15 protein-coding genes are annotated in these 18,606 nt (G+C 71.8%); 11 read left to right on the forward strand and 4 right to left on the reverse strand.

Going from position 1 to position 18,606, the window contains the following annotated elements; genetic code table 11:
- Both AC07CM_RS44555 and AC07CM_RS44560 read right to left on the reverse strand, forming a co-directional pair.
- On the reverse strand, window positions 1-4,737 hold a 4,737-nt coding region (locus AC07CM_RS44555; protein ID WP_478882278.1), incomplete at its 3' end, for a beta-ketoacyl synthase N-terminal-like domain-containing protein.
- Window positions 4,738-4,865: 128 nt separating this feature from the next.
- Window positions 4,866-6,674 (reverse strand): helix-turn-helix transcriptional regulator, encoded by a 1,809-nt coding sequence (locus AC07CM_RS44560; RefSeq protein WP_478882279.1) that lies wholly within the window; start codon window positions 6,672-6,674, stop codon window positions 4,866-4,868.
- Window positions 6,675-6,941: 267 nt separating this feature from the next.
- Between AC07CM_RS44560 and AC07CM_RS44565 the strand changes: the two genes are divergently transcribed.
- Window positions 6,942-7,802 (forward strand): 2-oxo acid dehydrogenase subunit E2, encoded by an 861-nt coding sequence (locus tag AC07CM_RS44565; RefSeq protein WP_478882280.1) that lies wholly within the window; start codon window positions 6,942-6,944, stop codon window positions 7,800-7,802.
- The gene (locus AC07CM_RS44570; RefSeq protein ID WP_478882281.1) at window positions 7,799-8,884 is read left to right on the forward strand and encodes an alpha/beta hydrolase; all 1,086 of its coding nucleotides are present in this window, start codon (window positions 7,799-7,801) and stop codon (window positions 8,882-8,884) included. The genes AC07CM_RS44565 and AC07CM_RS44570 overlap by 4 nt, the downstream gene beginning before the upstream one ends.
- Window positions 8,885-8,899: 15 nt before the next feature.
- Here the strand turns inward: AC07CM_RS44570 and AC07CM_RS44575 are convergent, their stop codons facing one another.
- Complete coding sequence (locus tag AC07CM_RS44575) at window positions 8,900-9,169, reverse strand: DUF6059 family protein (RefSeq protein ID WP_478882282.1); 270 nt, start codon at window positions 9,167-9,169, stop codon at window positions 8,900-8,902.
- A gap of 134 nt (window positions 9,170-9,303) precedes the next feature.
- On the opposite strand from AC07CM_RS44575, the gene AC07CM_RS44580 reads away from it, so the two are divergent.
- From AC07CM_RS44580 to AC07CM_RS44605, 6 genes are all read left to right on the forward strand, one after another.
- Complete coding sequence (locus tag AC07CM_RS44580; protein WP_478882283.1) at window positions 9,304-10,074, forward strand: AfsR/SARP family transcriptional regulator; 771 nt, start codon at window positions 9,304-9,306, stop codon at window positions 10,072-10,074.
- A gap of 33 nt (window positions 10,075-10,107) precedes the next feature.
- The gene (locus AC07CM_RS44585; RefSeq protein ID WP_478882284.1) at window positions 10,108-10,890 is read left to right on the forward strand and encodes a thioesterase II family protein; all 783 of its coding nucleotides are present in this window, start codon (window positions 10,108-10,110) and stop codon (window positions 10,888-10,890) included.
- A gap of 14 nt (window positions 10,891-10,904) precedes the next feature.
- On the forward strand, window positions 10,905-12,848 hold the full coding sequence (locus AC07CM_RS44590; protein WP_478882285.1) for an HAD-IIIC family phosphatase: 1,944 nt from the start codon (window positions 10,905-10,907) through the stop codon (window positions 12,846-12,848).
- On the forward strand, window positions 12,845-13,111 hold the full coding sequence (locus AC07CM_RS44595; RefSeq protein WP_478882286.1) for a phosphopantetheine-binding protein: 267 nt from the start codon (window positions 12,845-12,847) through the stop codon (window positions 13,109-13,111). The genes AC07CM_RS44590 and AC07CM_RS44595 overlap by 4 nt, the downstream gene beginning before the upstream one ends.
- Window positions 13,101-13,619 carry a flavin reductase family protein gene (locus AC07CM_RS44600; protein WP_478882287.1) on the forward strand — a complete coding sequence of 173 codons (519 nt, stop codon included), beginning with the start codon at window positions 13,101-13,103 and terminating at the stop codon, window positions 13,617-13,619. Before AC07CM_RS44595 ends, AC07CM_RS44600 begins: the two co-directional genes overlap by 11 nt.
- A gap of 259 nt (window positions 13,620-13,878) precedes the next feature.
- The gene (locus tag AC07CM_RS44605; RefSeq protein WP_478882288.1) at window positions 13,879-14,289 is read left to right on the forward strand and encodes a Zn-ribbon domain-containing OB-fold protein; all 411 of its coding nucleotides are present in this window, start codon (window positions 13,879-13,881) and stop codon (window positions 14,287-14,289) included.
- Window positions 14,290-14,537: 248 nt separating this feature from the next.
- Here AC07CM_RS44605 and AC07CM_RS44610 read toward each other — a convergent pair whose 3' ends face one another.
- On the reverse strand, window positions 14,538-15,044 hold the full coding sequence (locus tag AC07CM_RS44610) for a cupin domain-containing protein (protein ID WP_478882289.1): 507 nt from the start codon (window positions 15,042-15,044) through the stop codon (window positions 14,538-14,540).
- Window positions 15,045-15,182: 138 nt separating this feature from the next.
- Here AC07CM_RS44610 and AC07CM_RS44615 point away from each other — a divergent pair, with 138 nt between their 5' ends.
- The 3 genes from AC07CM_RS44615 to AC07CM_RS44625 all read left to right on the forward strand — a co-directional run bounded on the left by AC07CM_RS44615 (window position 15,183) and on the right by AC07CM_RS44625 (window position 18,574).
- Complete coding sequence (locus AC07CM_RS44615) at window positions 15,183-15,617, forward strand: RrF2 family transcriptional regulator (protein WP_478882290.1); 435 nt, start codon at window positions 15,183-15,185, stop codon at window positions 15,615-15,617.
- The gene (locus tag AC07CM_RS44620) at window positions 15,614-16,531 is read left to right on the forward strand and encodes a DsbA family oxidoreductase (protein ID WP_478882291.1); all 918 of its coding nucleotides are present in this window, start codon (window positions 15,614-15,616) and stop codon (window positions 16,529-16,531) included. Before AC07CM_RS44615 ends, AC07CM_RS44620 begins: the two co-directional genes overlap by 4 nt.
- 480 nt (window positions 16,532-17,011) lie before the next feature.
- Window positions 17,012-18,574: an ABC transporter substrate-binding protein gene (locus tag AC07CM_RS44625; RefSeq protein WP_478882292.1), complete on the forward strand. Its 1,563-nt coding sequence runs from the start codon at window positions 17,012-17,014 to the stop codon at window positions 18,572-18,574.
- Window positions 18,575-18,606: the final 32 nt, after the last annotated feature.

An 18,606-nucleotide genomic window follows, 5' to 3' on the forward strand; every position in this document is an offset into this window, starting at 1 on the left:
CGCCTCCCCAAACACCGGGAACGCCTCATACAGCTCACGCCCCATCCCCGGCCACTGACTCCCCTGCCCCGTGAACACGAACGCCGTACCACCGGGCCGGGCGGTGTCCACGGCGAGGCCGGGCGTCCGTGTGCTGCCCTCAGCGAGGGCGGTCAGCCCGCGCCGCAGGTCCTGGAGGTCGGGGCCAGTGACGACGGCGCGTTCGGGCAGGGGCGTACGGGTCGTGGCGAGGGCACGGCTAAGGGCGCGCGGGTCGTCCCCGGGTGCGTCGGCGAGGAAGTGCAGCAGTTTGTCCGCCTGGCCGCGCAGCGCCTCGGGACTACGCGCCGACAGGGGCCAGGCCATCGGCAGGCCACTCTCGTCGGCGGCGGGTTCCGGCTGGGGCTCGGCCAGCGCCTGCTCCACGATCACGTGCGCGTTCGTCCCGCTGATCCCGAACGACGACACCCCAGCACGCCGCACCCGGTCCACATCGGGCCACTCCACCGGCTCCACCAGCAGCGCCACCCCGCCCGACGACCAGTCGACGCGAGAGGTGGGCGCATCGAGGTGGAGCGTGCCCGGGAGACGTCCCGCAGTGAGCGCGTGGACCATCTTGATGACCCCGGCGACACCGGCGGCGGCCTGGCTGTGCCCGATGTTGGACTTCAACGAACCAAGCCACAACGGCGTTTCACGGTCCTGCCCGTACGTCGCGAGCAAGGCCTGCGCCTCGATCGGGTCACCCAGCCGCGTCCCCGTCCCATGCGCCTCCACCGCATCCACATCAGCCGGGGTGAGACCGGCCGAAGCCAGCGCCTGCCGGATCACCCGCTCCTGCGACGGCCCGTTCGGCGCCGTCAGCCCATTACTCGCCCCGTCCTGATTCACCGCCGAACCCCGCAACACCGCCAACACCCGATGCCCGTTACGCCGCGCATCCGACAACCGCTCCACCAGCAGCAGCCCCACACCCTCACTCCACCCCGTGCCGTCGGCCGTGTCCGCAAACGGCTTGCAGCGGCCGTCCGCCGCCAGCCCCCGCTGACGGCTGAACTCCAGGAACATGCCGGGCGTGGACATCACGGCGACACCGCCCGCGAGCGCAAGGTCGCACTCACCGGTGCGTAGGGCCTGCGCGGCCAGATGCAGCGCCACGAGCGACGACGAGCACGCCGTGTCCACCGTCACCGCCGGCCCCTCAAGACCGAAGGTGTACGCGATGCGGCCGGACAGGATGCTGCTCGTGGAGCCGGTGAGCCGGTGTCCCTCGCCGCCGCCCGCGCTCTCGTGGAGCCGGGGGCCGTAGTCGAGGGTGGTGCCGCCGACGAAGGTGCCGGTGCGGCTGCCGCGCAGCGCCTGCGGGTCGACGCCGGCCCGCTCGAACGCCTCCCACGCCGTCTCCAGCAGCAGCCGCTGCTGGGGGTCCATCGCCGCCGCCTCCCGCGGACTCAGCCCGAAGAACTCAGCGTCGAACTCGGCGGCATCGTAGAGGAATCCGCCCTCGCGGGCGAAGGTCTCTGGCGCATCGGCTAGGTCCCAGCCGCGGTCCTGCGGGAACGGGCCGATCGCGTCCGTGCCGCTCTCCACCAGCCGCCACAGGTCCTCCGGAGAGGCGACGCCGCCCGGGTAGCGGCACGCCATTCCCACGATGGCGATCGGCTCGTCGGAGACCGGGACGGTGGGGAGCGAGGGCTGTGGCTGTCCCTGTCCGAGCGGTTCACCGCCTGCCGCCGCGTTGAGGCGGGTCCGGAGGGCGGTGGTCACGGACTGTGGGGTGGGATGGTCGTAGACGAGGGTCTGCGGCAGGTCGAGGCCAGTGGCGGTGGCGAGGCGTTCGCTCAGTTCCACGCCGCCGAGCGAGTCGAGGCCGAGGTCCTTGAAGGGGCGGGTCGGGTCGATGGTGTCCGGGGTGACATGGCCGAGCACGAGGGCGACCTGGGTGCGGACGAGTTCGGCGAGGTCCCGGCCGGCACGCGGGTCGGGCCGCATGCCGGTGTCCCGCGGCGCCGGCGTGGGCGCCTGGGGCGACGGGGCGTGCGCATGGGGCGCTTGGGCGTCGGCCTCCGGCAGCCAGTGCCGTTCCCGCTGGAAGGCGTAGGTCGGCAGGGCGATCCGCCGGGCCGGGACGCTGTGCAGCGGGCCCGTCCAGTCGGCGCCGAGCCGGGCCAGTGCCGTGAGCAGCGTCGCGGGTTCCGGGTGGCCGCGGCGCAGCGCGGCCGTGACGGGCACCGCCGGGTGCGGGCCGGCAAGCGCGGCGACGGTGTCCCGGACGGCCGTGGTGAGGACGGCTGCGGGGCCGAGTTCGAGGTGGGCGCGAACCCCGAGCGTGTGCAGGGCGCGCACGCCGTCGGCGAACCGGACGGCCTTACGGGCGTGCCGGACCCAGTATCCGGGCGTGGTCAGTTCCGTGCCCTCGGCGATACGGCCGGAGAGGTTGCTGACGACGGGGACGCTCGGCGGCCGGTAGTCGAGTTCCTCGGCGACCGCGCGGAACGCGTCGAGCATCGGCTCCAGGTGCGGGGAGTGGAAGGCGTGGCTGACGCGCAGCAGCCGCGTGCGGCGGCCCGTCGACTGCCAACGCGCGGCGAGGGCCCGTACGGCCGTGCCGTCGCCGGAGACGACCAGGGCGCGTGGGCCGTTGACGGCGGCGAGCGCGACAGCGGGGCCTGCGTCGACGAGCAGCGGCAGGATTTCCTTCTCGGTGGCCTCCAGCGCGGCCATCGCGCCGTCGGTGGCGGGGAGTTCCTGCATCAGGCGGCCGCGGGCGGCGACCAGGCGGGCCGCGTCGTCGAGGGTGAGGATGCCTGCCGCGTGGGCGGCGGTCAGTTCGCCGATGGAGTGGCCGGCCAGGGCCGCTGGGGTGATGCCCCAGGAGCGGACGAGGCGGTCGAGGGCCGTGCCTACGGCGAAGATCGCGGGCTGGGTCCAGGCCGTGGTGTGGAGCAGCGCGGCCGCCTCGCTGCCGTCGGCGGCGAAGGCGATGTCGTGCAGCGGGCGTGGCAGCCGGTCGCCGAACGCGTCGGCCACTTCGTCGAAGGCGTCGGCGAAGACTGGGTAGGTGGCGTACAGCTCGGCGCCTGCGCCCGGGCGTTGACTGCCTTGCCCAGAGAACACGAACGCCAGGGGCGGGGGTGCCGTGTCGGGCTGCGCGGGTTCCTCCGGCGCGCTCCAGCTCGGGCGGGCGCCGCCGGCGAGGGCGTCCAGTTCCGTCAGCAGCGTGGCGTGGTCGCCGGCGGTGATCAGGCCTCGGTGCGTGAAGTGGGTGCGGGTCGTGGCGAGGCTGTGGGCGACGTCCGCGACGCGTGCGGTGGGCCGGTCGGTGAGGTAGGCGCGCAGACGGGCGGCTTGTTCGCGCAGGGCGGGTTCGGTGCGGGCGGTGAGCAGGACGGGCAGGCCCGGTGCCGGATCCGCGGTCGGGTCCGGGGCCGGGGTGTCGGGTTGGGAATGGCGAGGTGCGGCCGCGAGGACGAGGTGGCAGTCGGTGCCGCCCATGCCGAACGAGCTGACCCCGGCGAGCGGGCGTACGCCGCGTCCGGTGGGCCAGGGCCCGTGTGACATCCGGTAGTTGAGGCCGAGGTTGGCCAGCGGGATGTCCTGGCGTGGGGTGTGCTCGCCCGGGGTGCCGGGCAGTTCGCCGTGGCGCAGGGCGAGCGCGACCTTGACCAGGCCGACGACGCCTGCGGCGGCCTCGAGGTGGCCTACGGACGCCTTCGCCGACCCGATGTCCAGCGGGGCGGGGCCGTCGCCGTACACGGCGCCGACCGCGCGCGCCTCGACCGGGTCGCCCACGGGGGTGCCGGTGCCGTGGAGTTCGACGTAGGCCACCTCGGCGGGGTCGGCTCCGGCGCGGCGCAGCGCGGCCCGCAGGACGGCCTGCTGGCCGTCGGCCCCGGGCACGGTGAGGCCGTCGGTGGCGCCGTCGTTGCCGATGGCGCCACCCAGGATGGTGGCGTACACCGGGTCGCCGTCGGCGCAGGCCGCGGCGAGCGGTTTGAGGACGACGACCGCGCCGCCCTCGCCCCGGCCGTATCCGGCGGCGCGCTCGTCGAAGGGGTGGGAGCGGCCGTCGGGCGAGAGGGCGCCGAAGCGGCTCGCGGCGAGGGTGCTGTCGGGGGCGGCGATGAGGTTGACGCCGCCGGCGAGGGCAATGGTGGACTCGCCGGAGCGCAGGCTCTCGCAGGCTAGGTGCACGGCGACGAGCGAGGAGGACTGTCCGGTGTCCACGGTCAGGCTGGGGCCGCGCAGTCCGAGCACGTAGGAGAGGCGGTTGGCGATGATGCCGCGGCTCAAGCCGGTGAGGGTGTGCCGTCCCACTGCGGCGGGGCCGAGGCGGTGGGTGAGGGCCGCGTAGTCGTCACCCATGGCACCGACGAACACCCCGGTGCGGCTGCCGTGCAGGTCAGTGGGCGGCAGGCCCGCGTCCTCCAGGGCCTCCCAGCCGAGTTCCAGGACGAGCCGCTGTTGCGGGTCCATCGCGGTGGCCTCTCGGGGGGAGATGCCGAAGAACTCCGCGTCGAAGGTGTCGATGGAGTCGAGGAACGCGCCGTGACGCGGCACGCTGCTGCCGTCGGCGGGCCACCGGTCGTGGGGGGCGGGGCCGAACGCGTCCCGGCCCTCGCGCAGCAGCCGCCAGAACGCCTCCGGCCCGTCGGCCTGCGGCAGCCGGCAGGCGATGCCCACGACGGCGATGGCGCCGTCGCGGTCGTCGGCGGAGTGGGCGGTGTCGGCGGACTCGGGACGGTGCGCGACGCTCATCTCGGCTCGGTGCTCCCTCATCATGGACGCCGGGCCCCTTTCGGCCCGCTGCTTCAGGGTCCGAAGGGCCCCTGCCCATGCTCGGAAGACGCTCTAAACCGGCCCTGAAAGTGGGCTGCCGACCCGGCTCAGGCCGTGCCGCGCGCGGCTCGCCCCGGGAGCGACTCGGCGATGAAACGGGCGAGTTCGGCACGTGAGGCGACGCCGAGCTTGCGGTAGATGCGGCTCAGGTGGACGTCGACGGTGCGCGGGCTGAGCCGCAGGTACGCGGCGATGTCACGGGTGCGTTTGCCGGTGGCGGCGATCTCGGCAACCTCCCGCTCCCTGGTGGTCAGTCCGGTCAGCCGGTCCGCTGCCGCGCGGGAGGCGGCTCTGCGGGCTCCGGGCGCGGCCTCGCGCGGGGCCGGCACGTCAACATCGCGCACCAGCCGTGCGGCCTCGTCGCGCAGGGCGCGGCGCCCGGTGCGCGCGGTCAGCTGCTCGGCGAGCTCGAGGAGTTCGGCCGCCTGCTCGGCGCGGCAGCGGGCGGTGCGTTCGGCGACCGCGCGCCCCTGCAGACCGTGGTGCGCCGCCGCCCGCCCGCGGATGTCCGCCCCGTCCCCGCCGACCAGCCGCAGGGCCAGCGCGAGCCGGTCGCCGGCGGATGCGAGGTCGCCTGCTCGCATCGAGTCGTGTGCCGCGGCGGCCAGGATGCCGATGTCCTCGGGGGCGCTGCCGGGCACGGAGCGCTCGACGTGCAGGGCGAGTGTCTGCACGGGCGCGGCGCGCGCCACGAGGACGGTCAGCGCACGCCGGTGGGCGCCGAGCCGCCAGCACGGATCGGTCTCCTGATAGAGGACCCGGCGCAGCAGGGGGTGGCGGAAGCGGTGGTCGCCGCGGTCGGCCGCGCGCACGATGTCGAGCCGCTGCAGCCGTTCCACGATCCGGCAGGCGGCGCTCTCGGGCAGGCCCGAGACGGCGCTGACACCGGCCAGGTCGAAGGTGTCGCCGAGCACGGCCGCGGCGGCCGCGACGAGGCGTTCCTCGCGGATGAGCGGCTCCAGTTCGGCCTCGGCGCGGGCGGTGAAGGCGGACGGCAGGGCGGCTCCCCGGGCGAGCCAGGCATCGCCCTCCAGGTCGTCGCCTGAGAAGGCCGGCCATCGGTCGAGGGCCAGCAGATACAGCGGGACGCCGCGTGAAGCGTGGTGCAGGGAACGCAGACGCGGTGAGTCGGCGGGCAGTCCCGTCAGCTGGGCGGACTGGGCGAGGGACAGCGGCCCGAGTTCCACACTGACCGCCGTGCCGTCCTCGACGTGCTGGGCGAGCAGCCCGCGCAGCCGGGGCGGTGTCTGGGCGGGCCGGTGCGCCACGACGATCGACACCGGGGCCTCGGTGGGCCAGCGCATCAAAAACTCGAGCAGTTCGAGCGAGCCGCCGTCGGCGGCGTGCACGTCGTCGAGGACCAGGGCGAGTCCGCCCTCTTCAGCAGGTCGGTGAGCGGCCCAGTCGTCGAGCAGGCCGGTGACGGCGGAGAAGGCCCGGCAGCGGTCGTCGACCACGGAGCTGGCGAGGCTCTCGCCGGCCGGGAACGGTCCCGCGGCAAGCTCGCGCACAAGCCAGGCCGCCGCATCGCGCCGGTCACGGTGCCGGCGGTCGGCGAGCCAGCGCCGCAGGGCCTCCACGAACATGTCGCAGCGCAGGCCGGGTTCGCCGCTTCCGCCGCTGCCTCGCAGCACGAGCCGGCCGCGGTCCTGGGCGAGCCGGGTGAAGTCACCGAGCAGTCGGGACTTGCCTGAACCGGGCTCTCCCATCAGTTCGACGACCCGCTGTCTGCCTGTCCCGGCGCCGAGCGCCGCGTCGAGGAAGCGGGCCTCCTCCGGCCGCAGTGGCGGAGGATTACCGGGTGGGGACGGGAGGGGGCGGTCGGTGGTTGACGACGTCGGGGCGCTGGCGGCCACGGTCCGCACGGTCCTTCCCTTCCCCAGGCTCCTCTGGTTCTTCCTGTTCGCGGTCAGCGGTGACTGTAGCCCGAGCGCACGGCCCTCCGGCCGCTCTGCAACGCAGACTTAATTTTCAACTATTTGTGCCGCTGTGCGCCCGGGGCAGCGGTGTGCACCAGGTTCAGAAGAGGTTTAGCGAGGAGGTAGGGGCGGCCACCAGCGTAGGGACCCGGGCTGGTGCCGTACACGGTGCGCCGGCGCACGAGCGGAAGGGCTGACACCGCCATGGGAGAGGGCATTTCCATTAGCGAGCCCGCGCAGCGTCGCCGACACACTCTGTTCTTCCTGGAGGAGATACGCGACTTCGCGCCGGTCTTCCTGGACACGGAGGTCGACGCCGGTGCGATCGTCGCCCACCGGGCCGCTGCCGCGCGGGGCGACAGCGAACAGCCGGGCGGGCCCTACTCGTTCGTCGCCTACGTCGTCGTAGCGGCGGCCCGGGTGCTGGCCGCTCATCCGGAGGCCAACGCGGCCTACCAGGGCGGCCGTCGTCCGCGGCTGGCACGGTACGAGCAGATCGCGGCGAAAGTGACGCTCGACAAGGAGGTCGACGGAACACGCCTGGTGCTGGCCACGGTTGTGCCGCAGCCGCACATCGACGGTCTCGAGGGGGTGCAGCGGGTACTCGACCGGATCCGGGACACCGAGCCGCGGCAGCTGCCCGAGCTGGCGCGGCTGCGCGAGCTGCACACGCTGCCTTGGCGCAAGGGCCGGGCCCGGTTCCGCAAGGCCGCCCGGTCCCTGGCGCTGCGTCCGCAGCTCACCGGCACCTACGCGGTGACCTCGCTCGGGCACCGCGCGGTCGACGCCTTCCACTCCGTGGGCGGCACCACGCTCACCCTGGGCGTGGGGCGGGTTGCGGACCGGGCCGTGGTGCGCGACGGACGCCTCGCGGTGGCGCCGGTGCTGCGGCTGAGTCTCGCCTTCGACCACCGGGTGATCGACGGCGCGGAGGCCGCCGACATCCTCACCGAGATCCGGCAGACCCTTCAGGACTGGCCCCCGGCGACGGTGGCCGACCCGCGACGAGAGGAGGACGGGTCCGCCCCCAGCCTCGCGCCCGGCGCGGTCCCGGCACCCGAATGAACGACCTCGACGAGTTGAAGCAGTACGCGATCGCCCAGGCCCGTTCCCAGGCCGTGGACGACAGGGCATTGCGCCCCCTGCTGGACGCCATCCGCACCGACGAGGACGGCACGGCCGGGTCCTGGGTGCGCGAGTGGACGGGTGCGGCGCAGCGGCTGGAGGAGCAGGGACGTCTGCTGGAGGCGGTGCGCTTCCATACCCTGGCCCGCTTCCCGTTCCCCGGCGGCGCGGCTCGGCGCTTGGCGCAGGAGCGTGCCACGGCGGTCTTCACCCGTTGGGCAGAGCAGTTCCCGCAGCTCAGCCGCCTGGAAGTGCCTACTCCGCACGGCCTGGTGCGGACCTGGGCCACGGGGCTGGACCCGGCGCGACCGCGGCCGCTGCTGCTGATCTGCGGGGGCATCATCTCCACGAAGGAGCAGTGGGCGCCGGTGCTGCTGGAACTGGCGGCGTTCGACCTGGCCGGGGTGGTCGTGGAGCTGCCGGGCGTGGGCGAGAACCCCCTGCGTTACGACGCCGACAGCCACCGATTGCTGTCCTGGGTCCTCGACGCCGTCGGCGATCGGGCCGACACGTCACGGACGTACGCACTCGCCCTGAGTTTCAGCGGTCATCTCGCCCTGCGCGCCGCGCTCACCGACCGCCGGCTGCGCGGTGTGGTCGGTGCGGGCCTGCCAGTACGGGACTTCTTCACCGACCGCCAGTGGCAGGCCAAGGTCCCCCGGGTCACGGTCGACACGCTCGCCCATCTGCTGGGCACCGCACCGCACGAGGTGTTCGACGCGATCCGCGACTGGGCCCTGTCGGAGGACGAACTGCGCTCCCTGGACATCGAGGTGGCGCATGTGACGAGTCTGCGCGATGAGATCATCCCGCCGTCGGACTCCGACCTGCTGCGCCGCGCACTTCCGTCAGTCGACATCCGGGTCCACGACGATGTGCACGGGTCCCCGGCGCACTTCCCGGAAACCCGACTGTTCACCCTGCTGTCGGTGCTGCGGATGCGCGGCGGGGCGCAGGAGACCGTACGGGCCCTTCAGGAGCAGCTCGCGGGGGCGGAGCGCGCGGCGGCCGAAGCCCGCTGAGGGACAGGACCCCGTTCACCTCAAGTTGCCAAGGGAGTCCCATAGTTCACGTTCCACCTCCGTCACCGGAAGATCGGTTGCCAGCCGCTCGGGATGCCCTGGCGGCGGTCCGGCCAGCTCGGGCGGCTCCTCTGGCGGGGGCACGGCGGCGCCGATGTAGACGCCCCAGGACCAGGCGACCGCCGCCAGTGATGCGGGGCACGGCACGAGCCTCGCCAGAAGAGACACCGCCGCACGCCATCGCCTGCGTCGATCCATTGTGACTCCTCTCTCGCCCTGGCCCATGTGCCGGCCATGGTGTCGAGCGGCGCTGAACCCCGCCTTAAGCAGCCCCCGAACGCGTACGTAGTTTCTCTGATGTGCCCGCGGCGGGGCCTCGGCAAGGCTGTGGCTGTATCACGAGCCAACAGGGGGCAAGCATGAGGTACGAGGTTCTCGGTATGCTGCGTATCCGTACGCGTGAGGATCACCTGACGGTGAACGCCCGCAACATGGAAGTGGTCCTCGCGGCGCTGATCGCGCGAGCGGGCGAGACCGTCTCCACCGCCCGTCTTGTGACCGAGATATGGGGTGAGCATCCGCCGCGACGACATCTCGCCGCGATCCACGTCTACATATCGCAGCTGCGCAAGCTGCTGGCGTCCGACGGCCAGCGCACGGCGCGGATCGTGACGCGCTCACCCGGCTATCTGCTCCGGCTCGACGGCGACCAGCTGGACGTCGACGACTTCGCGCGGCTGGTCCGCAGCGGCAGGGAGCACGCCCGCGCGGGCCGGCACGACGAGGCACTGGACGTCTTCGAGGCGGCGCTCGACCTGTGGCGCGGGCCCGCGCTCGGCGACCTGCGCGCGGGTCCCATCATCGACACGTTCGTCACCTGGGCCGAGGATGCCCGCCTCGAATGCGCGGAGCTGCGCATCGACTCGGCGCTCGAACTGGGCCGTCATCGCGAACTGATCGCCCCACTGCACACCCTCATCAGCGAGCACCCACTGCACGAGTCGTTCCACCGGCAGTTGATGATCGCGCTGTACCGCTCGGAGCGGCAGGCCGAGGCATTGCAGGTCTACCGCTCGGCACGCCACACGATCAACAACGAGCTCGGCATCGAGCCCTGCCATTCCCTGCGCGATCTGCACCGGGCGATCCTCCAGGCCGACCGGGGCCTGGATCTGTCGAACGCCGCGTGACCGGACCACCGACACCAGCTTTCCGGAGGAGCCATGTCCGCCCTGTCGTCGCACACCCTGTCCACCACCGACTGGATACGCCGCTACCGGCCCCGCCCGGACGCCGCGGTTCGCCTGGTGTGCTTCCCGCACGCGGGCGGCTCCGCACCGGCGTTCCTGCCCTGGGCCGATGCGTTCGGCCCCGCCATCGAGGTGCTGGCCGTGCAGTACCCGGGCCGCCAGGAACGCCACGCCGAGCCGCTGGTGCCCGATCTGCACCGGCTGGCCGACCTGGTCGCGCCCGCGGTGCGCACCGCCGTCGGGGACGCGCCGTACGCGCTGTTCGGGCACAGCATGGGCGCGTCTCTCGCCTTCGAAGTCGCCCTGCGGCTGGAACGGTCCGGCTCGTACCCCACCCTGCTGGCGGTGTCGGGGCGGCGCGCACCGTCGATGCCGGCAGACCCAGACCGCTGCGTCCACCACCTGGACGACGCCCAGCTGATCGCCCATCTAAAGGATCTGAGCGGTACCGATCCGCGTCTCCTGGATGATCCGGAGGCCCGCGCGATGATCCTTCCGGTGGTCCGTGCCGACCTGCGGGCGGTGGAGACCCACGGGGCCGGCCGCGAGACACGGGTGAGCGCGCCGATCCTGGCGCTGACGGGCAACGCCGACCCGTGGACGGCCGTCGACGAGGCCGCCGAATGGAGTGCGCACACCAGCGGGCCTTTCGAACTGCGGGTGTTCCCGGGCGGCCACTTCTTCATCACCGAGGTGCGCGACCAGGTGGTCGCGCTTGTCGACGAGCGGATCAGCGCCGGGTCAGCCCGGGTTTAGGCCCGGCCACCACCATGACGTCGCAGTCTTCTACGCCCGGACGAAAGCGAGTCACCGTGCGCAGCTCCCCGCCAGGCGCTCTCGACGAGCTCACCGCCCTGCACCGCGCGGGCGAGCTCGCCGCCCACTATCCACGCGTCGGTGCCCTCCTGGCCGATGGCGGCGTCGACGAGGCCGCCCTGGCCCACGCGGGCCGCCTGTTGTCCCGGGTCGACCCCGACGACGTGCTGCGCCATCACCCGCGCACCCCCGTGCTGTCGGTGGCCGTCACCGGTCACGGCACGCTGAACCAGATCCAGGCGCCGCTAACGGCGCAGTTCGCCCGCCACGGTCTGCTGGTGCGGCCACACTTCACCGACTTCGACAGCTATGTCTTCGCGCTTTCCGATCCGTCGAGCGACCTGTACACCGCAGAGCCGGACCTAGTGCTATGCGTACTGGACCCGGGGGTGATCCTCGACGAGCTGCCGCTGCCGTGGGGCCCGGACGACGTGGAGCGCGTCTTCTCCCGGAAGCTGTCCCTGCTGGAGCAGCTCGCGGCGCGCTTCACGGCCACGTCCCGCGGCACCCTCGTCCTCAACACACTGCCGCTGCCGCGCACGCACGCGGCACAGCTCGTCGACCACCGCTCACGCGCCCACCTCGGCGCGGTGTGGCGGGAAGCCAACGCAGCGCTGCTGCGACTGCCGGAGACCGCCGCGTCCATCGTGGTCCTCGACCTCGACCCGCTGCTCGCGGAGGGCGTGTCCGTCCAGGACCCGCGGCTGGCGGCGTACACGGGGGCACCGTTCACGGCGGAACTGCTGGCGCAGTACGCCCGGGAGGTCGGCCATCTGGCCCGCCATCTCACCGGCCGTACCCGCAAGGTGCTGGTCCTCGACCTGGACAACACCGTGTGGGGCGGGGTGCTCGGCGAGGACGGGCCGGAGGGCATCGAGGTGGCCGGTGGCCGGCGCGGGAACGCCTTCCGAGCACTGCAGCGCACCGCCCGGCAACTCGCCGCGCAGGGCGTGCTGCTGGCGGCGGTCAGCAAGAACGATCCCGGTCCGGTGGCCGACGTCCTACGTAATCACCCCGAACAGGTCTTGCGCGAGGATGACTTCGTACGCGTCGTCGCCAACTGGCAGCCCAAGCACGACAATCTCGCCCGGCTCGCCGCCAACCTCGGTCTGGGTATCGACTCATTCGTCTTCGCCGACGACAGTGCCTTCGAACGCGGCCTGGTCCGCCACGAGCTGCCCGACGTGGCGCTCGTCCCGCTGGACGACGAGCCGGCCCTGCATGTGCAGCGTCTACTCGCCGACGGCTGGTTCGACGTACGGGAGGCGACCGAGGAGGACCGGGCGCGGGCGTCCCACTACCGTGAGGAACTGGCGCGCGGCGACTTCCTTCAGGAGTTCACCTCCCTCGACGACTATCTGGCCGAGCTCGGCGTCGAGGTGCGCGTCGCCCCCCTCATCCCGGCAGACACCGCCCGTGTCTCCCAGCTCTCGCTGCGCACCAACCAGTTCAACCTCACCACGCTGCGCCTGCAGCCCGCCGAGGTGTCCGCGCTCGCCGCAGACCCGTCCTCATCCGTGCTCACAGTCCGCAGCCGGGACCGGTTCGGGGACAACGGGCTGGTCGGCGCGGTGTTCCTGCGGCGCGCCGACGACACGGTCACCATCGACAACTTCCTGCTCAGCTGCCGGGTCTTCTCCCGCGGCATCGAGCAGGCCGTCCTGGCCACGGTGCTGCGCAGCGCCGCAGACCACGGGGTACGCGAGGTCGTCTCGGCGTTCCACCCCACCGCGAAGAACCACCATGTACGGGACTTCTATCCGCGCGGCGGCTTCAAGGAGCTCGGCCCGTGCGGCCCCGGCGGCTCCGGGACCGCGTACCACCGCTCGCTCCTGGACCAGGACGAACTGCCCGCACCACCCGCCCACATCACCCTTGTCGCGGAGGCGACCCTGTGACCGGAATCGACGACCTGCTCTCCCTGCTGAGAGACGACCTCGGCCTGCCCGTGGACGACGGTGAGGACGGCTCCCTGCGTCTAGACGCCATCACCGGCTGGGACTCTGTTCATCTGCTGTGGCTGGTGACCGCTCTGGAAGAGCGGACCGGCAGCCGGCTGTCCCTGCCCGACCTGCTGGACGCCGTCACCGTGGCGGACGTCCACCGGCTGGCCACAGCCGGGCCCGGTTCCCAGGACGCGGCGGCGACCGATGCCCGGTAGTCCGGTGCGGTACGACGCCGTCGCCCCGGAGGACTTCCGGGCCGCGCTGGGCCGGTTCGCGTCCGGCGTGGTCGCCGTGTCCGGTCTGACGGAGCGGGACCAGCCGGCCGGTTTCGCGGCGAGCTCGTTCACCTCCGTCTCCCTGGACCCACCGCTGGTCGCGTTCTGTCCGGCCCGCTCCAGCCGTACCTGGCCTCGGCTGCGGGCCACGGGACGGGTCGCGGTGAGCGTCCTGGGGGCCGGTCAAGAGGACGTCTCACGCAGGCTGGCTACGCGGGACGACAACAAGTTCACGGCGATCAACTGGACCCTGTCTGCGTCGGGACTGCCGCTTATCGACGGCGCACTGGCGTGGCTGGAGTGCACCGTGGCAGCGGAGCACCAGGCCGGTGATCACCACATCGTGGTCGCCCGTGTCGACCGCCTGGCGATCCCCCCCGACACGACCGGTCACGCCCACGACGGCCCACTCATCCACTATCGAGGCGACTACCGGCGTTTCGCGTAGCCGTCGTCGAGCGGAGGTGTCGCCCGAGCGGCTGCCACCGGCCAAGAACCGGCTGCTGGTGGTCATCGAGGCTGGCATGAAGATCCCTTCGAGCGCGGCGGGTCCGGAGCCGGGCTGCTGGTCGAGGTGACGGCGGCCGCCAGTCCGTGCCCACCCGGCTCAATCGGGATCGTGCACGGTGGCAGCGCATCCATGCACGGGCGTGTACGGATGCCCCGTGCACACGGACTTTCCTGCGGAGAACAGGGAGTTGACCAGCATGAACCATGACTCAGGAAACGCCCCTCATCCGGCGGCCGACTCCGCGACCGGCCTCATCGAGCTCGCGAACCGCGAAGCGGAAGCCCTGTATTTCGAGCGCTGCGCCTGGTGTGCACTGGCCACGTATCACCGGGTGCTCTGTCCGGCCTGCGGGAGCAGCGACCTACGGACGGAGCGTAGCGACGGCATAGGCACCGTCAGGCACTCCACTGTCATACACCGCAACACACCCGCCGCACGCAACGTGTCACTGATTGAGATGCGCGAGGGTTTCGTCGTCCGAGGCAGGGTTATGGGCCCGCACATCAGCATCCGCAGCGGCGACCGGGTACGAGTGTCCACTGCACAGGAGCCGGTACGGGGCGAGCCCGTCTTCCATCTGCTCGACCAGAACCGCACCCAAACCTGACCGCCGCCAGCCAAGCCCAGGGGCGGCCAATCAGGAGACAGGGCCCCGTCCAGCACTGTACGGACATGGACGCCGCTATCGCCATGTGCCCGTCCGGTCATCACGGGCGCCCCAAGTGCGAGGGCTGGCGGTCAGGCACAGGCGACGGGCTGCGGGGACCTGGTCGTGGTGGACGGCGACCACAAGGAGCAGGTCCGCGGTTCGTCTTCGACGTGGTCACCGGCAAGCTCGCCGAAGTCCTGTGACGGTCAGGTGTCTTGCGGCCTCAGCGGGTACAGGTGTGGGAGGTTTACCACGATCGCCTCTTGGGTGCTGCGGGCGATGACGACCACGGCCTCCTCAGCGGGGTCGGGGTTCTCCTCGCGGTGCGGTACGAAAGGCGGGACGAAGATGTAGTCGCCGGGTGCGGTGCACAGCCGTACCTCGTTGGGCTGGGGGCGCGAGTCGTCGATGAAGACGAACTCGGGGTGGCCGCTGACGACGTAGATGGCGGTCTCGGACTCGCCGTGGTGGTGGTCGGAGGAGGAGGTGGAGGGGGCAACGTGGGTCTGGCCCATCCACAGCTTCTCCGCCCCGACCGTCTTCCCGCTGACGGCGGCGAACCGGCGCATGCCTCCGGTCTGTGCGGTGTCACCGTCGAGCGCGTCGGCGCGGATGTGGTGAAGTCGGGTACGCAAGGGGGCTGCCGACCCTTCGGCCACATCGTCGAAATGGGGGTGGAAACCTTCACCCGGGGTGGTCAACGGCTCGCTCATGACGCGGACGCTAGAACCGCCAGGAAAAGGATGTCAAGAGGTGTCCATTGTGGTTCACCTGCGGCAATGTTCCCGCAATGCGGGAGCAGAACCGGAGGAAGCCCTGGCGGCGGCCCGCTTGTCGGGCATCATGTGCGCATGCATATCTCCGCGAAGGCGGACTACGCCACCCGGGCTCTGCTGGAGCTCGCCTGCGAACCTTCCCGTCCCTTGACGTGCGAGGCCATCGCTTCCTCGCAGCAAATCCCGTTCCGCTTCCTGAAGTCCGTGGTGGGCGAGTTGCGCAAGGCCGGCCTGGTGCGCAGCCAGCGCGGCTGCGAGGGCGGGTACTGGCTCGGCCGGCCCGCCGACGAGATCACGCTCCTCGACGTCGCGCGCGCCGTGGACGGCGAGCTGATCACCCTGCGGGGTGATCCGCTGACCGGGCTCGACTATCCCTCCCCCGCCTCAAGACTGCCCGGAGTGTGGCGCCGGATCGAGGCGGACGCCGCCGCCCTGCTCGGTGCCACTACGCTTACCGCGCTGCTGCCCGGGGACGCGGATGCGCGGGTGGCCCGGAAGGGGGCCGCGTGACAGCTCCTGCATGCCGCACGCCGCTCGAGGTGGTGGAGTACACCGACCCGCTGTGCCCCTGGGCCTGGGGTTCGGAGCCCGTCTTCCGCCGGCTGCGCGCGGCGCTCGACGGACGGGCCGGCTGGCGCCGCGTGTTCTGCATCCTGTTCGACCACGACGACGACCCGGCGCCCGATCCGGACGTGGAGGCCGCCTGGTACTCGCGCTACGTCGAGGACATCAGCCGCCACACTCGCGCGCCGCGGGCCGTGCGGCTGCGCCGGGTGGCGGCGAGCAGCTGGCCGTCTTCCCTCGTTGCGAAGTCGGCCGAGGCGCAGGGGCCACAGGTGGCCGACCGCGTGCTGCGCCGGCTGCGCGAGACCGTCTTCGTCCTCGACGAGCCCGCGGACACGCCCGTGCTGGCACTGTCGGCGGCACGGGGCGTCCCGGGCCTGGACCTGGAGCGTCTCGCGGCCGATGCGGCGTCCGCCGCCGTGCTGCAGGCAGTCCGCGCCGACCACGCCGAGGCGCGTCGGCCGGTCCCCGCCGTGCTGTCCGTACACGGCAATTCGCCGCATCCCGGCGCCGCCAAGGAGACACCGGACGGCGGGCACCGCTACGCCCTGCCCACGCTGCTCCTCCGCTCCGCCACCGGCGTGCGCGCGGTGCCCGGGTGGCGGTCGTACGAGGAGTACGCGGCGGCGATCGAGGAGCTGGAACCGGGGCTGCTGACCGCCCCCTCGGACCTGGATCCCGCGGCGGCGCTCGCCCGCTATCGGAGCCTGACCGATCCCGAGCGCAGACTGCTGACGACCGGCACGTGGCCCCCCGCGCAGGCGGTGCGGATCGACACCGCGGGCGGTCCTCTGTGGCTGCATCCCGAGGAGGCCGCGACCCACCTGGCCGCCAGCCCCGAAACACCCGCCGCCCCCTGATGAGGCTCTGACCTGCGATCAGAGACCGTCCCGCCGAATGAGACACCTTTTGGTGTCCATTGACAGCCGCCGACGACTCACCCCAGGATGAGCACCATGCTTACGACGCACCCCGGTGTGGTGTGCCGCTACGTGGACCTGCGGCGCACGTGCAGCGCCCTCTGTCGCTGACCGCTCGCCGTCCACGGCTCACGGGCGCCTGACCGCTCCCGCCAGCACCGGCTTCCCGCCTCTGCGCCTGCCGGCGCCCGTCGTGCTCCCGGCGCCCCGCCGCTCCTCCTCCGCACCCTTCCCGGCTTTCACCCGCGACGCCACAGGCGCCTCCTGCCCTGAGTGCGGCATGTCCCTGTGCATGAAGCCCTGCACAGGCAGGCCCGCCTCTCACCTGCTGCGCCGCGCGACGACGCCGCGGCACACCGCCCTCGTGCCCCGAGCCCGTGATCCTGATACGGGCCGGTGCCCTCGTAGAAAGAATCTGAGATGTCCGGACCGCGCACGCCCCGCCGCCCCAGACTGCGTCTCGCTCGACAAGCCCGGCTGCGCGCAGCGGCGTTGGGGACTGTCCTCGTCACCGTACTCACCCCGGCCCTGAGCGCCTGCGGTGGCGACTCCGCGGCCGCGGGCGGGAACGCCACGCTGAAGTGGGCCTCGTCCTACTTCCCCACCCACTGGGATCCGGTCGTCGGCGGAAGCGGCGCTCAGTTCCGCGAACTTTCCCTGGTATACGCCTCGTTGACCCGCACCGACGCGAAGGGCAACGCCGTTCCCGATCTGGCCAAGAGCTGGAAGTACAACGCCAAGGGCGACGAGATCACCTTCCACCTACGCCCGAACCTGAAGTTCAGCGACGGTGAGCCGGTCGACGGCGCCGCCGTGAAGGCGGCCATCGAACGCGCCAAGAAGCAAAAGAACTCCGCGCTCTTCGGCGATCTAACGTCCATCAGGTCGGTTGACGCCAAGGGCCTCGACGCGGTCATTCACCTCACCCAAGTCGATTATCAAATACCGCAGTTGCTCGGTGAGCGCGTGCTCCAGATCGCTAGCCCCAAGGCGGCGGCGGCGCCGGCGAAGCTGGATCAGAAGCCGGTCGGCGCGGGCCCGTTCATCGTCACGCAGATCGTCCCCGGCACCAAGGCGGTCCTGAAGAAGAACCCCGACTACTGGGACGCGAAGAACATCCACATCGACAACGTCGAGCTGGCCTCAGCCCCTGACGCCTCGACAGTGGTCTCCGGACTGCAGACCGGCGTCTACAACTTCGCCGACATCGAACCCAGCCAGGCCAAGGCCGCCAAGAAGGCCGGTCTCGATGTCTTCGTCCAGCCCGGCTTCAACGCCTCCAACATCAGCCTGAACGTCAACAAGGCGCCGTTCGACAACGACAAGGTTGTCGACGCGGTCCGCTACGCGATCAACCGTCAGGAGTTCGTCGACAAGCTGACCTTCGGCTACGGCGAGGTCACCAACCAGCCCTTCCCGAAGGGATACGTCGCCTACGACCCTGCGTCGGCCGACACCTACCCCTACGACCCGGCCAAGTCGAAGAAGCTGCTCGCCGAAGCCGGCTACAACGCCGGCGCCCTCAAGCTGAACCTGGTCATCCCGGCCGAGGACCCGCAGGCCGAGATCGTCCAGTCGCAGCTGGCGAAAGTCGGCATCAAGGTCACCATCAAGATCGACAAGAACTGGGCGACGCCGTTCTTCGCCAAGGGCCTGACATTCTCCCTGTACGGCACGACGGGCCGCGACTCCGCGCTGCAGACGCTCACCGCGCACTTCGGCCCCGACGGCCCGCTCAACCTCAGCTCCCCCTACGAGCCAGCCGGCTTCGAGGCGGCCGCTGCGACGGTCCGCAAGACGCCCCTGGACTCGCCCGACTACACCAAGACCCTCCAGGCGGCGACCCGGGCCGGTCTGCAGAGCAAGGCGCTGATCTTCACCTACTCCCAGCCCAACCTCATCGCCAAGAGCAAGTCCATCTCCAGCCTGCCGAAGAACCCAGCTCACATCGACTGGACCGGTGTGACCATCGGCGGCAACTGACCACTTCCTGAACCTTCCAGAGCTCATCATCG

Source organism: Streptomyces sp. NPDC044061 (genome assembly GCF_056434305.1).